Here is a 12,573-nt window from a genome sequence, read left to right as displayed (position 1 = left end):
AATGATCAGCACCTGGCGCGTACAGCAAGCCGCAACAGCCATTCGCGCGGGCGCGGTAATTGCCTACCCCACCGAAGCTGTTTGGGGATTGGGTTGCGACCCATGGGATGAAGAGGCCGTCGAGCGGTTGCTGGCAATCAAATCGCGGCCGGTGGAAAAAGGCCTGATTTTGGTGGCCGACAACATTCACCAATTCGACTTTTTGTTTGAAGACTTCCCGCAGGACTGGCTCGACCGCATGGCCAGCACTTGGCCGGGGCCCAACACCTGGTTGGTGCCGCACCAAGGGTTGTTGCCCGAGTGGATCACCGGCATGCACGATTCGGTGGCCTTGCGTGTGAGCGATCACCCGCTGGTGCGGGAGCTGTGCTCGCTGGTAGGGCCGATTGTGTCGACGTCTGCCAACCCGGCCGGGCTGCCGGCGGCACGTACGCGACTCAAGGTGGAGCAGTATTTCCGTGGGCAAATCGACCACGTTTTGGGTGGCAACCTGGGCGGGCGTAAAAACCCGAGCGTGATTCGTGATTTGGCGACGGGCAAAGTGGTTCGCCCGGCGTAAATCCTTACACAAACGTAGGAGCGAGTAAGCTCGCTCCTACGTGGTTTGGTACATCAGGGCACCAAGATGGTCGACCCGGTGGTGCGACGGGCTGACAGTTCGGCCTGCGCCTTAGCTGCGTCTTTCAAGGCAAAGCGCTGGCTGATGTTCACGGTGATGTGGCCATTGCGGATCATGTTGAACAGCTCGTCCGCCATCGTTTGCAGGTTTTGTGGGCTGTTGGCGTAGGACGCCAGTGTCGGGCGCGTGACGTACAACGAGCCTTTCTGCGCCAAGATCCCCAAGTTCACACCCGTCACTGCACCGGAGGCATTGCCAAAGCTGACCATCAGCCCACGCAGCGACAAGCAGTCCAATGATGTGAGCCAAGTGTCTTTGCCCACGCCGTCATACACCACGGGGCATTTCTTGCCGTCGGTCAGTTCCAGCACGCGTTGAGCGACATCTTCATGGCTGTAATCGATGGTTTCCCACGCGCCAAGCTTTTTGGCCAGTGCGGCTTTTTCTGGCGAGCTGACGGTCCCGATCAACTTCACACCCAGCGCCTTGGCCCATTGGCAGGCAATCGAACCGACGCCCCCGGCAGCCGCGTGGAACAGAATGGTTTCGCCACCTTTAAGTTCATAGGTCTGACGCAGCAGGTACTGCACCGTCAGGCCCTTGAGCATTACGGCTGCTGCTTGCTCAAACGAAATATCGTCGGGTAGCTTCACCACATTTGCGGCGGGCAGCACGTGCAATTCGCTGTACGCCCCCAGTGGGCCGGTGCCATAGGCCACGCGGTCGCCTACTTTGACGTTGTGCACGTCGCTGCCGACCGCGTCGACAACGCCTGCGCCCTCGTTGCCCAGCCCGGACGGCAGTTCAGGCAGCGGGTAGAGGCCGCCACGGTAATAGGTATCGATGAAATTGAGACCGATGGCCTGGTTGCGCACCCGCACCTGTTGCGGGCCCGGCGCGGCGGGTGAGTAGTCAACAAACTCAAGCACTTCTGGGCCGCCGTGGGCCCGAAACTGAATACGTTTAGCCATCTGCACTGTCCTCGCTGATTTCACGAAGGCTACATCCAACGCTTAAGCGTGATCTTCGTCAACTGCGATGAGGCCGGGGGCGGTGTTATGCTAGCCGCCCTTTGCCGCCGGCCCCGCTCTGACGAAGTGCCGCGTAGCTTTGACCTATTCAAGGTGATGTCATGACTACCCGCACCGAGGCTGTAAAAGCCTACTTGCTCGACCTTCAAGACCGCATTTGCAACGCGCTGCAAACCGAAGACGGCGGCACCCGCTTCGTGGAAGACGCTTGGCAGCGTCCGGCAGGCGGTGGCGGTCGGACCCGTGTGATTGAAAACGGCCATGTGATCGAAAAAGGCGGCGTCAACTTTTCCCACGTCTTTGGCAGCGGCTTGCCACCCTCGGCCAGCGCTCACCGCCCTGAGCTGGCAGGCCGTGGTTTCGAAGCGCTGGGCGTGTCGTTGGTGATCCATCCGCACAACCCGCATGTGCCAACGTCCCACGCCAACGTGCGTTTTTTCATCGCTGAAAAAGAAGGCGAAGAGCCGGTCTGGTGGTTTGGCGGTGGCTTCGATCTGACGCCCTACTACGCCGTTGAAGAAGACTGCGTGCACTGGCACCGCATTGCCGAGCAGGCTTGCGCGCCGTTCGGTGCCGATGTCTACCCGCGCTACAAAGCCTGGTGCGACACCTACTTTCACATCAAGCACCGCAACGAGCCGCGCGGCATCGGCGGCCTGTTCTTTGATGACTTGAACGAGTGGGATTTCGACACCTGCTTCGCTTTCATTCGTGCCATTGGCGATGCCTACATCGATGCCTACCTGCCGATCATTCAGCGCCGCAAAAACGACGAATACACCGCCCAGCAGCGCGAATTCCAGGAGTTCCGCCGCGGCCGCTACGTGGAGTTCAACCTGGTCTACGACCGTGGCACCTTGTTTGGCTTGCAGTCCGGTGGCCGTACCGAATCGATCCTGATGTCGTTGCCACCTCAAGTGCGCTGGGGTTACGACTGGAAGGCCGAGCCGGGCAGCCCCGAAGCGCGTCTGACCGATTACTTTTTGCAAGACCGCGACTGGTTGGCCAACGCCTGACATTGCCCGAGGAGCTTGCCTGATGGACCGTTACGTCGTTTTTGGTAACCCGATCGCCCATAGCAAATCGCCGGTGCTGCACCGCTTATTTGCCGAGCAAACCGGTCAGGCCATGCAGTACGACACCCTGCTCGCACCGCTGGATGATTTCACAGGCTGCGCCACCGCGTTTTTCAAAGATGGGCGTGGCGCCAATATCACGGTGCCATTCAAGGAAGAGGCCTACCGCCTGGCCACGCAACTGACCGCGCGCGCGCAGCGGGCCGGTGCGGTGAATACCTTGAGCAAGCTGGCCGATGGCAACGTGTTGGGCGACAACACCGACGGCGCAGGCTTGGTGCGCGACCTGACGGTCAACGCGGGCTTTAGCCTCAAAGGCAAACGCATTCTGATATTGGGCGCGGGTGGCGCGGTGCGGGGTGCGCTGGAGCCATTGCTGGCTGAACAACCGGCCTCGCTCATTATTGCCAACCGTACCGTCGAAAAAGCGGAAGTGCTGGCCGAGCTGTTCAGCGACCTGGGACCGGTCTCGGCCAGTGGTTATGACTGGTTGGCTGAGTCGGTGGACGTGATCATCAATGCCACTTCGGCCAGCCTGGCAGGGGAGTTGCCGCCCATTGCCAGCAGCTTGATCGAGCCAGGCAAAACCCTGTGCTACGACATGATGTATGGCAAAGAACCAACACCTTTCTGTGTGTGGGCCGGCGCGCACGGCGCGGGCACGGTCATGGACGGGCTGGGCATGTTGGCAGAGCAGGCGGCAGAGGCCTTTTACCTGTGGCGTGGCGTACGCCCGGACACCGCACCTGCGTTGGCGCACTTGCGCAAATTGTTGGCCAACTAAACCGGTAGCCGCCAGCGCAGGCGGCGTTTGCTTATTACGACGGCTATGGCGCCGGACGCAGCCTGCGGTTACGGCGGTTGGAGGTTTTTATGCAGCGCATCAAGGGTTACCACGCTCACCTATATTTCGATGCCTCGACCCTCGATCAGGCACGCGCCCTGGCCGAAGAAGCGACCCAGCTATTTAACGTGCAGATGGGCCGGGTCCACCAACGCCCGGTTGGCCCGCACCCGGACTGGAGCTGCCAACTTGCGTTTGGCCCTGAACTGATCGGCGTGGTCTTACCGTGGCTGGCGCTTAATCGGCGTGGATTAGTGGTTTTTCTGCACCCCGATACTGGAAATGACCTGCTGGATCACACGGAACATGCGATCTGGATGGGGGCGATTCGGCCGCTGGATTTGTCTGTTTTTTGAACGCGAACGCAGGCCCTGTGGCGCATAAGTTTGAGTAGATTATTTAAATCGGGATGCGTCTGACAAAAAGTTGGGCTCCTTCCTTATGGTTGTATTTCGTCGTTGAGTCTAGATTTAATAATCTTAGGTAAATATATACGGTTATTAAATGAGCACAACATTGCCTGCTATCGATGTTACGGCTTACCCTGAATGTAATTCTGGAGGCCACTATTCACCGTCGGCCCACGTCTAAATTGTGGGCAAAGTTTCCCCCAGGCAGGTCAGATCCGGTTGCTATGTCGCTGGAGTCTAGAATTCAAAACTCTTCAAAATTTGACTGTATTGCTATTTTTGAAGGGTTTGTGAAACGCAACGGTTGGAGCGTTTATTCAAAAGTCGAATTAAAGGCTTGAGCTGCTGCTGATCAACTGTGTGCCAACAGGTAAACAAAAAATCCAGCGCTGGTTGGTTATTCAATGGAGAGATTTGCGCACTCAACGATAGAGATGATGCGAATCCGTCGAACCCTCGTAATGGGGTGGGCGAAACGCTTGCTTCTATTCTTGGCAAGGTAATGCGATATGACGACACGATAGAAGTGCCAGGCGAGATCCCCATAAACAGGGTGGGTCAATGATTAATATCTGTGACGCTGGAGAGGATAGTTTCAGCGGTTATGCCTTGCTTAAGGCGTTTATTTTTAGCGAAAGGGTGGAGCGGTGTCAGTCTAATATTTGAATAGGCAGCATGTCGTAAATCAACCAAAAGGCCAGACTGCAACTCGTTGAAAAAAATCGAGGTGTTCGATGAGTCGTTCCAAGTTTTTGTTGGCGTCTATTGTTTTTTTTATATTGGCCTGCTTTAGTTTGCACTTGGCCAGCGGTGATATATCCGAGAATCCTTCGAATGTGTTAGAGACGACGGGTGTTCCTGCGCCAGTAATTTACGTTGCAATAATGCTAGGCGTCGGGCTTCTTGCGGTGTTGATGGCAGGTGTGGGAGTGCTGATTTCCACTCAGCTGTCCACGTCCTCCTACCGTTTAAAAATAGCGGTATTTATCATGTTTAATAGCTGGCTGGTGCTGGCTTCGTTGCTGGGTATTTTAATAATCGCTGGGTATGTGCTCGATACATTTTTCAGTGTGGTGGGCGTTGTGCTTTATGCGCTTGTTATCGGTCTTGTGTGGGTGTCGGTACCGAGACGAGTCTACATCCTCAAATAGTGGCGTTGATCGTCGGATTTCTACCGGCACCTATTCCTGATTAAACGCTTCGAAATTGACTGTTTTTCGATCAGTTTCTTGGTGTGAGGATTTTTTTTGAATTTTTTTTCAACGCTGAAATCCAGCCGCTTCTCCCAGCGCCCTCATGGCGCTGATAGCCCCTTGTAGCAACGGCTGAACGTTGATCATGGCCATGTGTCATACCATGCCATGAGCTAACGTATTAGACGTGAAGCCGTGGGCAGCGATTAGTTCTAAAAGGCCATCCATGTTTAACTTGAATACTCGTTCAACTTAAAACGGTGGTCCGCTGCCCGCTCATAACAGGAGGCTAACCTTTGCCGAATCCGCTCTTTTTGCCCGCGTTTTACCTCTATAAGGTGCACATCCAATGAGTGTACCCATGACGTCTGAGACGTCCTCGATCCGCATGAACCCGCCCGTGTTTTACTTCGCAGCGATCTTTATTCTGATCTTTGGCGTGGTAGTGATTTGCATGCCCGCGGAGGCCGGTAAATGGCTGCTGGCTGCGCAAAACTGGGCGGCCAATACGGTCGGCTGGTATTACATGCTAGCGATGACCCTGTATCTGATCTTCGTGGTCGTCACCGCCTTGTCCGGCTACGGCAAGATCAAGCTCGGTGCCGACCACGACGAACCTGAGTTCAGTTACCTGTCCTGGGCGGGGATGCTGTTCGCCGCTGGGATCAGCATCACGCTGTTTTTCTTTTGTGTGTCCGAACCGCTGACCCACATGCTCAATCCGCCTCAAGGCCCGGCCGGTAATGCCGAGGCCGCGCGCCAGGGCATGCAGTTGCTGTTCTTGCACTGGGGTTTGCATGGCTGGGGCGTGTTTGCGTTTGTCGGCATGGCGCTGGCGTACTTCGCGTATCGCCACAACCTGCCGCTGGCGCTGCGTTCGGCGCTGTACCCGCTGATCGGTAAACGAATCAACGGCCCTATCGGCTACGCGGTAGACGGCTTCGGCATCATCGCGACCGTGTTCGGTCTGGGTGCCGACATGGGCTTTGGGGTGTTGCACCTCAACTCCGGCCTCGACTATCTGTTCGGCATGCCGCATACCCAATGGGTGCAGGTGGGTCTGATCACGTTGATGATGGGCGCGGCCATTCTGGTGGCCATCGCCGGGGTCGACAAAGGCGTGCGGGTGATGTCGGACATCAACATGCTGCTGGCCTGTGCGCTGCTGCTGTTTGTGTTGTTCGCAGGGCCGACCCAACATTTGCTCAACACCCTGGTGCAAAACATCGGTGACTACCTGGGCGCATTGCCGACCAAGAGTTTCGATGTGTACGCCTACGACAAACCGAGCGACTGGCTGGGTGGCTGGACCGTGTTTTACTGGGCCTGGTGGATCGCATGGTCGCCGTTTGTAGGTTTGTTCATTGCGCGTATTTCCCGGGGCCGCACCATCCGTGAGTTCGTGTTCGGCGTGCTGCTGATCCCGCTGGGCTTTACCCTGGCGTGGATGTCGATTTTCGGTAACAGCGCCATCGACCAAGTGCTCAACCACGGCATGGTAGCCCTCGGTCAGTCGGCCATCGACGACCCGTCGCGCACCTTGTACCTGCTGTTGGAAACTTACCCGTGGAGCAAAACCGTGATCGCCGTGACGGTGTTCATCAGTTTTGTGTTCTTCGTCACCTCGGCCGACTCCGGCACCGTGGTGCTGTCTACCCTCTCGGCGCGAGGTAATAACGCTGACGAAGACGGTCCGAAATGGCTGCGGGTGTTCTGGGGTGCAATGACGGCGCTGATCACCAGTGCGCTGTTATTTTCGGGCAGCATTGATGCGCTCAAGTCGGCGGTGGTGCTGACATCGTTGCCGTTCTCGCTGATTTTGTTGCTGATGATGTGGGGCCTGCACAAAGCGTTCTATCTGGAATCGCAGAAGCAAATTGCGCAGATGCATTCCTTGGCACCGGTCTCGGCCTCGCGCCGTGGGCGTGGCGGTTGGCGACAACGCCTCAGCCAAGCCGTGCACTTCCCGTCGCGTGACGAGGTGTACCGCTTTATGGACTCCACGGTGCGCCCGGCGATTGAAGAAGTGAGCGCGGTGTTCCGTGAAAAAGGCCTGAACGTTGTCACCCAGCCGGACCCGGCCAATGACAACGTGAGCCTGGAGATCGGTCACGGTGAAGAGCACCCGTTCATCTATCAGGTGCAGATGCGTGGCTATTTCACGCCGTCCTTCGCCCGTGGCGGGTTTGGCAAAAAAGAGCAACTGCGTAACCGCCGTTACTACCGCGCTGAAGTGCACTTGAGTGAAGGCAGCCAGGACTACGACCTGACCGGCTACACCAAAGAGCAAATCATCAACGACATCCTCGACCAGTACGAACGCCACATGCAGTTCCTGCATCTGGTGCGCTGATTGAAACAAGCCCGCCCGCAATGGGCGGGCTTGTTTTCGCAGGGGTTGTGCTGGCGGTACGCGCGGTGCGTGCGCTAAGAGCTGCTGCATCAATTGACCTGCGAAGGGCCTTATCAGCCGCCGGTGCGTGAGCAGATCCGGAATTTGCCGCTGGCGTTTATGGCGTGCTGATACACCTGTCTCGCAGGCTGTGATCTTTAACGATCAAAAGATCGCAGCCTGCGGGGTGTTGTGTCACTTGAAGGCTTGGTGCAACTGCGCCAGCGTGTCGAAGTGGTATTTGGGGGCGAACGCGTTCAGCTCTTCAAAGCTGCCAAAACCATAGCCCACTGCGGCGGCATCCAGGCCGTTGTCCCGCGCCCCGATCAGGTCGTGTTTGCGGTCGCCGATCATCAAGGTTTGCGCCGGGTCCAGCCCCTGTTCGTGCATCAGATGAGCAATCAGCTCGACCTTGTTGGTGCGGGTGCCGTCCAGTTCGCTGCCGTAAATCACCTTGAAGTGCTGTGCGAAGCCAAAGTGACGGGCGATTTCACGGGCATAGACGTGCGGCTTCGAGGTGGCGATAAAGAGCTGCCGACCCTGCGCCACCAGCTCTTGCAGCAACGGCGTGACGCCCTCGAACACTTCGTTTTCATACAGCCCGGTCACCGCGAAACGCTCGCGGTAGAACCCCATCGCTTCCCACGCTTGTGCCTCGTTAAAACCATAGGTGGCCATGAACTGTTGCAGCAATGGCGGGCCGATGAAGTGTTCGAGTTGGGTCAGGTCAGGTTCGTCGATCCCCATTTTGCTCAGGCCATACTGGATCGAGCGGGTGATGCCTTCGCGCGGGTCAGTCAGGGTGCCGTCGAGGTCGAACAATACGTTTGGGTAATGCATGCAAGGCTCCTAAAAAGTGGGCTTAAAGCGGCAGGTGGTAGCCTTCGGCCAAGTGCTGGTCTTTGAGTTTTACGTAGTTACCCGCGCTGTAGGTGAAGAAGGCTTGCTCTTTTTCGGTCAGTTCGCGCACCTGCCTGACCGGGCTGCCGACATACAGAAAGCCACTGGCCAGACGCTTGCCCGGTGGTACCAGGCTGCCCGCGCCGACAATCACGTTGTCTTCAATCACGGCGCCGTCCATCACGATGCTGCCCATGCCGATCAAAACGCGGCTGCCCACGGTACAGCCATGCAGCATGACTTTGTGCGCGATGGTCACATCGTCACCCATCAGCAAGGGGAAGCCCTGGGGGTTGAACGGCCCGGCGTGGGTGATGTGCAACACGCAGCCGTCCTGCACGCTGGTGCGCGCCCCGATGCGGATGCGGTGCATGTCGCCACGGATCACGGTCAACGGCCAGACGGAGCTGTCGGCACCGATCTCGACATCGCCGATGACCACGGCCGAACGGTCGACGAAGGCGCGCTCGCCCAATGAAGGTGTGTGCTGCTGGAACGGACGGATGGACACAAATAGCTTCCTTCTTTAGCAGTAATAGCGGGGCAGAGTGCTGCGCAGAGCGTCGATTGTAATTAAGATGGCCCAATGTTTCTTCCAGCCAAGGTGCCAAACGTGAGCGAGAACAACCCTCTATTGCAGCCCTACGACCTGCCGCCGTTCTCGGCGATCCGTCCTGAGCACGTACAGCCGGCCATCGAGCAGATCCTCGCCGACAACCGCGCCGGCATTGAAGCAATTCTTAAACAACAAGGCCACAACCCGACCTGGGAAGGCCTGGTGTTGGCGATGGATGAGCTGAACGACCGCCTGGGCGCCGCCTGGAGCCCGGTCAGCCACCTCAACGCAGTGTGTAACAACGCTGAACTGCGTGCCGCCTACGAGGCGTGTTTGCCTGCATTGAGCGCCTATTCCACCGAAATGGGCCAGAACCGTGCGCTGTTCCAGGCTTTCGACGCGTTGGCGCACAGCCCGCAGGTGGCCGAGTTTGATCACGCGCAAAAAACCATTCTTGAGCACTCGCTGCGTGACTTCCGTCTGTCGGGCATCGACCTGCCCGCCGAGAAGCAAAAACGCTACGCCGAGGTGCAGAGCAAACTGTCCGAGCTGGGCAGTACGTTCTCCAACCAATTGCTCGACGCCACCCAAGCGTGGACCAAGCACATTACGGACGAAGCCGCACTGGCTGGCCTGACAGAGTCGGCCAAGGCGCAAATGGCCGCAGCAGCCCAGGCCAAAGGCCTCGATGGCTGGCTGATTACCCTCGAATTCCCCAGCTACTACCCGGTGATGACCTACGCCGAGGACCGCGCCCTGCGCGAAGAAGTCTACGCGGCGTATTGCACCCGTGCGTCGGACCAAGGCCCGAATGCCGGTCAGTTCGATAACGGCCCGGTGATGGAACAAATCCTCGACCTGCGTCAGGAACTGGCTCAATTGCTGGGCTTCGGCAGCTTTGCCGAGCTGAGCCTGGCCACCAAAATGGCCGAGACGCCGGATCAGGTTCTGACCTTCCTGCGCGATCTGGCCAAGCGCAGCAAGCCGTTCGCCGAGCGCGACCTTGAGCAGTTGCAAGCCTATGCCGCCGAACAAGGCTGCCCGCAGCTTAAAAGCTGGGACAGCGGCTTTTATGGCGAGAAACTGCGCGAGCAGCGTTACAGCGTGTCGCAAGAGGCCCTACGCGCTTACTTCCCCATCGACACCGTGCTCAAAGGCCTGTTCGACATCGTGCATACGTTGTACGGCATCGACATTGTTGAAACCAAGGGCTTCGACACCTGGCACCCGGATGTACGGCTGTTCGAAATCAAAGAAAACGGCCAGCACATCGGGCGCTTCTTCTTTGACTTGTACGCCCGCGCCAACAAGCGTGGCGGTGCGTGGATGGACGGCGCCCGCGACCGTCGTCGCACGGCGGCGGGTGTGCTGCAAAGCCCGGTGGCCAACCTGGTGTGCAACTTCACGCCTGCAGTTTCCGGTAAACCTGCACTGTTGACGCACGACGAAGTAACCACCCTGTTCCATGAGTTCGGGCACGGCTTGCACCACATGCTCACCGAAATCGAACACGCGGGCGTGTCGGGCATCAATGGCGTGGCGTGGGACGCGGTCGAGTTGCCGAGCCAGTTCATGGAAAACTGGTGCTGGGAGCCTGAAGGTCTGGCGCTGATTTCCGGTCATTACGAAACCGGTGAAGCGTTGCCACAAGACTTGCTGCAAAAAATGCTCGCCGCCAAAAACTTCCAGTCCGGGCTGATGATGGTTCGCCAACTGGAGTTTTCGCTGTTCGACTTCGAACTGCACGCCACCCACGGTGACGGCCGCACTGTGGCGCAGGTGCTTGAAGGCATTCGCGACGAAGTGTCGGTGATGCGTCCACCGTCCTACAACCGCTTCCCTAACAGCTTCGCGCACATCTTTGCCGGGGGTTACGCGGCCGGTTACTACAGCTACAAGTGGGCCGAAGTGCTGTCGGCGGACGCGTTCTCGCGTTTTGAAGAAGAAGGTGTGTTCAACCCGCACACCGGCAAGGCATTCCGTCAGGCTATTCTGGCCCGTGGTGGCTCAAAGGCACCCATGGAGCTGTTCAAGGACTTCCGTGGCCGTGAGCCGTCGATTGACGCATTGTTGCGTCACAGCGGCCTGACCGAAGGCGCGTCAGCATGAGTGATGCACCGGTGAACGTGACCAAAAAACGCTTTATCGCCGGGGCTGTGTGCCCGGCGTGCAGCGAGCCTGACAAGCTGATGATGTGGAATGAAGACGAGGTGCCGCACCGCGAGTGCGTGGCGTGCGGCTACTCGGACACGTTGAATGAGCAAGGTTTGTCGATACCCAAAGAACTGGGTACGCGGGTGAATGTTTCAGCGCTGAAAAAAACCCCGGACCCTAAAGTGCAGGCGGTGCAGTTTTACCCGAACCCGAAGCTGAAAAAACCTTAGTTCCTCCGCCCATTGAGCACAGTGATGCGGTGTTGCACAGACACCGCATCACCCTCATGAGGTGTGAGTGTGGTGGCCTGGCTCTGATGCCAAATCGTCCTGCAAGAGATTAAATTGACCTGTTGCTTTTTTCTCAGTGCTGTCGATCGTGAACGTTGCTTCGAAGGTGGCTTCTACAGTGCCTGCCGAGGGGTCAAGCTTCACTTTCAGCGTGGCACTGTCGGCCTTGTGTTGGCGAACAGTGTGGTACTGCGGTGGCGGTGGTATCGAGTAAGAATAGGAGGCATACAACCCGTCACTGAGTTGGTAACTGCGCTCCAGTGGTTCATTGTTTATATACGGAATCATGAATAAGAAGCCGACATAGTTATCGGTGACGACTTCGCCTATTGAACCGGAGAACACCCACAGCGGTTTGTCTCCCGTGCCCCAGTCACTCAAATAGAAAGTGTGGGCTGTGGCGCGAATGTTCCCCTCATCAAATGCCCATTCAAAATTACCTTCATGGTTATGGGAGTGGGACGTTTTTGGAATTAAAACAATGTGTTCGGACATGGTTTATTTCCTCTGCGTGAGCATGATCAATTATTTGGCCAGTTCGAAAACCCTTGAAATATCAAGCTCCCCATTTGTCACTTTGTATTCATTTTGTTGGCCAGCAACAAAATTGAAGGTCGCCTGGAAATGGTGCCGTTCAGGCGTGATAACCACCTTGATATCGACTTTACCTTCGGTGGCCCTTGTTGTTACCTCCTCATACCGAATGTCCATCTGGACATCCTGATTCGCCTGGGCCAAGTCATAAACGCGATTCGCTATGCCCTTTTTTATCCACAGAAAAATGGTGCTATCGGGTTTACTGCTCACGCCAGACATACGGTAGTGCGAGAAGCTGGGGTTATATAAGTGCGTGACTGAATCCGAACTAAAGGTGTAAGAGGTGCCGTCCACGGTCATGTTGGCCTTTACACTGCCTGTGGCAGGTAGACGAACCGTTGAATCATCATCTTGCTCAGTGTTCATCAAGTGGCGCCTTTGTGACAGTCAATGAGTCGGCACGCGGATAACAGCGCGATGACCACAGGGTATTAACAGAGCGCCGCTTTGCCTACTGTCAATATTGACAGGGGTTAAGGCGTGATGACCAAAGGGTGATAAGTGCACGGGT

Annotated in this window: 14 protein-coding genes; 9 read left to right on the top strand and 5 right to left on the bottom strand. The window is 57.1% G+C overall.

Annotated elements, in window-relative coordinates:
• Position 1 precedes the first annotated feature (1 nt).
• Positions 2-559 carry an L-threonylcarbamoyladenylate synthase type 1 TsaC gene (tsaC, locus tag GYN01_RS10075; protein WP_048363789.1) on the top strand — a complete coding sequence of 186 codons (558 nt, stop codon included), beginning with the start codon at positions 2-4 and terminating at the stop codon, positions 557-559.
• Between the two features lie 53 nt (positions 560-612).
• Here the strand turns inward: tsaC and GYN01_RS10070 are convergent, their stop codons facing one another.
• Positions 613-1,590, bottom strand: a complete 978-nt coding sequence (locus tag GYN01_RS10070; protein WP_048402117.1) for an NADPH:quinone reductase — start codon at positions 1,588-1,590, stop codon at positions 613-615.
• 161 nt (positions 1,591-1,751) lie between these two features.
• Here GYN01_RS10070 and hemF point away from each other — a divergent pair, with 161 nt between their 5' ends.
• The 6 genes from hemF (at position 1,752) to betT (ending at position 7,526) form a co-directional block, all read left to right on the top strand.
• Complete coding sequence (gene hemF / locus GYN01_RS10065; protein ID WP_048363791.1) at positions 1,752-2,666, top strand: oxygen-dependent coproporphyrinogen oxidase; 915 nt, start codon at positions 1,752-1,754, stop codon at positions 2,664-2,666.
• Between the two features lie 22 nt (positions 2,667-2,688).
• Positions 2,689-3,510, top strand: coding sequence for a shikimate dehydrogenase (gene aroE / locus GYN01_RS10060; RefSeq protein WP_048402116.1), 822 nt, complete (start codon positions 2,689-2,691; stop codon positions 3,508-3,510).
• An 89-nt stretch (positions 3,511-3,599) separates the two neighbouring features.
• On the top strand, positions 3,600-3,926 hold the full coding sequence (locus GYN01_RS10055; protein ID WP_048363793.1) for a DOPA 4,5-dioxygenase family protein: 327 nt from the start codon (positions 3,600-3,602) through the stop codon (positions 3,924-3,926).
• A 412-nt stretch (positions 3,927-4,338) separates the two neighbouring features.
• Entirely contained in the window at positions 4,339-4,545 is a 207-nt protein-coding gene (locus GYN01_RS22665; RefSeq protein WP_157395885.1) for a lipid II-degrading bacteriocin, read from the top strand.
• A gap of 169 nt (positions 4,546-4,714) precedes the next feature.
• On the top strand, positions 4,715-5,131 hold the full coding sequence (locus GYN01_RS10045; protein ID WP_048363794.1) for a hypothetical protein: 417 nt from the start codon (positions 4,715-4,717) through the stop codon (positions 5,129-5,131).
• Between the two features lie 391 nt (positions 5,132-5,522).
• Complete coding sequence (betT, locus tag GYN01_RS10040) at positions 5,523-7,526, top strand: choline transporter BetT (RefSeq protein ID WP_048402114.1); 2,004 nt, start codon at positions 5,523-5,525, stop codon at positions 7,524-7,526.
• A gap of 234 nt (positions 7,527-7,760) precedes the next feature.
• Here the strand turns inward: betT and GYN01_RS10035 are convergent, their stop codons facing one another.
• Both GYN01_RS10035 and GYN01_RS10030 read right to left on the bottom strand, forming a co-directional pair.
• A complete protein-coding gene (locus GYN01_RS10035) occupies positions 7,761-8,405 on the bottom strand; it encodes an HAD family hydrolase (RefSeq protein ID WP_048363796.1) in 645 nt (214 codons plus the stop codon).
• A 22-nt stretch (positions 8,406-8,427) separates the two neighbouring features.
• Positions 8,428-8,976, bottom strand: a complete 549-nt coding sequence (locus GYN01_RS10030; RefSeq protein WP_048363797.1) for a gamma carbonic anhydrase family protein — start codon at positions 8,974-8,976, stop codon at positions 8,428-8,430.
• A 102-nt stretch (positions 8,977-9,078) separates the two neighbouring features.
• Here GYN01_RS10030 and prlC point away from each other — a divergent pair, with 102 nt between their 5' ends.
• Together prlC and GYN01_RS10020 are read left to right on the top strand one after the other, a co-directional pair.
• Positions 9,079-11,130 carry an oligopeptidase A gene (gene prlC / locus GYN01_RS10025; protein WP_048402140.1) on the top strand — a complete coding sequence of 684 codons (2,052 nt, stop codon included), beginning with the start codon at positions 9,079-9,081 and terminating at the stop codon, positions 11,128-11,130.
• Entirely contained in the window at positions 11,127-11,405 is a 279-nt protein-coding gene (locus tag GYN01_RS10020; RefSeq protein WP_048363798.1) for a YheV family putative zinc ribbon protein, read from the top strand. Before prlC ends, GYN01_RS10020 begins: the two co-directional genes overlap by 4 nt.
• Positions 11,406-11,459: 54 nt before the next feature.
• Here GYN01_RS10020 and GYN01_RS10015 read toward each other — a convergent pair whose 3' ends face one another.
• Together GYN01_RS10015 and GYN01_RS10010 are read right to left on the bottom strand one after the other, a co-directional pair.
• Positions 11,460-11,960 carry a hypothetical protein gene (locus GYN01_RS10015; protein ID WP_048402112.1) on the bottom strand — a complete coding sequence of 167 codons (501 nt, stop codon included), beginning with the start codon at positions 11,958-11,960 and terminating at the stop codon, positions 11,460-11,462.
• 30 nt (positions 11,961-11,990) lie between these two features.
• Entirely contained in the window at positions 11,991-12,428 is a 438-nt protein-coding gene (locus GYN01_RS10010; RefSeq protein WP_048402111.1) for a hypothetical protein, read from the bottom strand.
• Positions 12,429-12,573 lie beyond the last annotated feature (145 nt).

Source organism: Pseudomonas weihenstephanensis (assembly GCF_016812185.1).
In the GTDB taxonomy this organism is placed as follows: domain Bacteria; phylum Pseudomonadota; class Gammaproteobacteria; order Pseudomonadales; family Pseudomonadaceae; genus Aquipseudomonas; species Aquipseudomonas weihenstephanensis.
This window is presented reverse-complemented; position numbering and strand designations above follow the sequence as displayed.

Bases quoted from the DNA above. Each gene is read 5' to 3' on its own strand.
- tsaC (WP_048363789.1), top strand. From the start codon at position 2: ATGATCAGCACCTGGCGCGTACAGCAAGCCGCAACAGCCATTCGCGCG.
- GYN01_RS10070 (WP_048402117.1), bottom strand. From the start codon at position 1,590: ATGGCTAAACGTATTCAGTTTCGGGCCCACGGCGGCCCAGAAGTGCTT.
- hemF (WP_048363791.1), top strand. From the start codon at position 1,752: ATGACTACCCGCACCGAGGCTGTAAAAGCCTACTTGCTCGACCTTCAA.
- aroE (WP_048402116.1), top strand. From the start codon at position 2,689: ATGGACCGTTACGTCGTTTTTGGTAACCCGATCGCCCATAGCAAATCG.
- GYN01_RS10055 (WP_048363793.1), top strand. From the start codon at position 3,600: ATGCAGCGCATCAAGGGTTACCACGCTCACCTATATTTCGATGCCTCG.
- GYN01_RS10045 (WP_048363794.1), top strand. From the start codon at position 4,715: ATGAGTCGTTCCAAGTTTTTGTTGGCGTCTATTGTTTTTTTTATATTG.
- betT (WP_048402114.1), top strand. From the start codon at position 5,523: ATGAGTGTACCCATGACGTCTGAGACGTCCTCGATCCGCATGAACCCG.
- GYN01_RS10035 (WP_048363796.1), bottom strand. From the start codon at position 8,405: ATGCATTACCCAAACGTATTGTTCGACCTCGACGGCACCCTGACTGAC.
- GYN01_RS10020 (WP_048363798.1), top strand. From the start codon at position 11,127: ATGAGTGATGCACCGGTGAACGTGACCAAAAAACGCTTTATCGCCGGG.
- GYN01_RS10015 (WP_048402112.1), bottom strand. From the start codon at position 11,960: ATGTCCGAACACATTGTTTTAATTCCAAAAACGTCCCACTCCCATAAC.
- GYN01_RS10010 (WP_048402111.1), bottom strand. From the start codon at position 12,428: ATGAACACTGAGCAAGATGATGATTCAACGGTTCGTCTACCTGCCACA.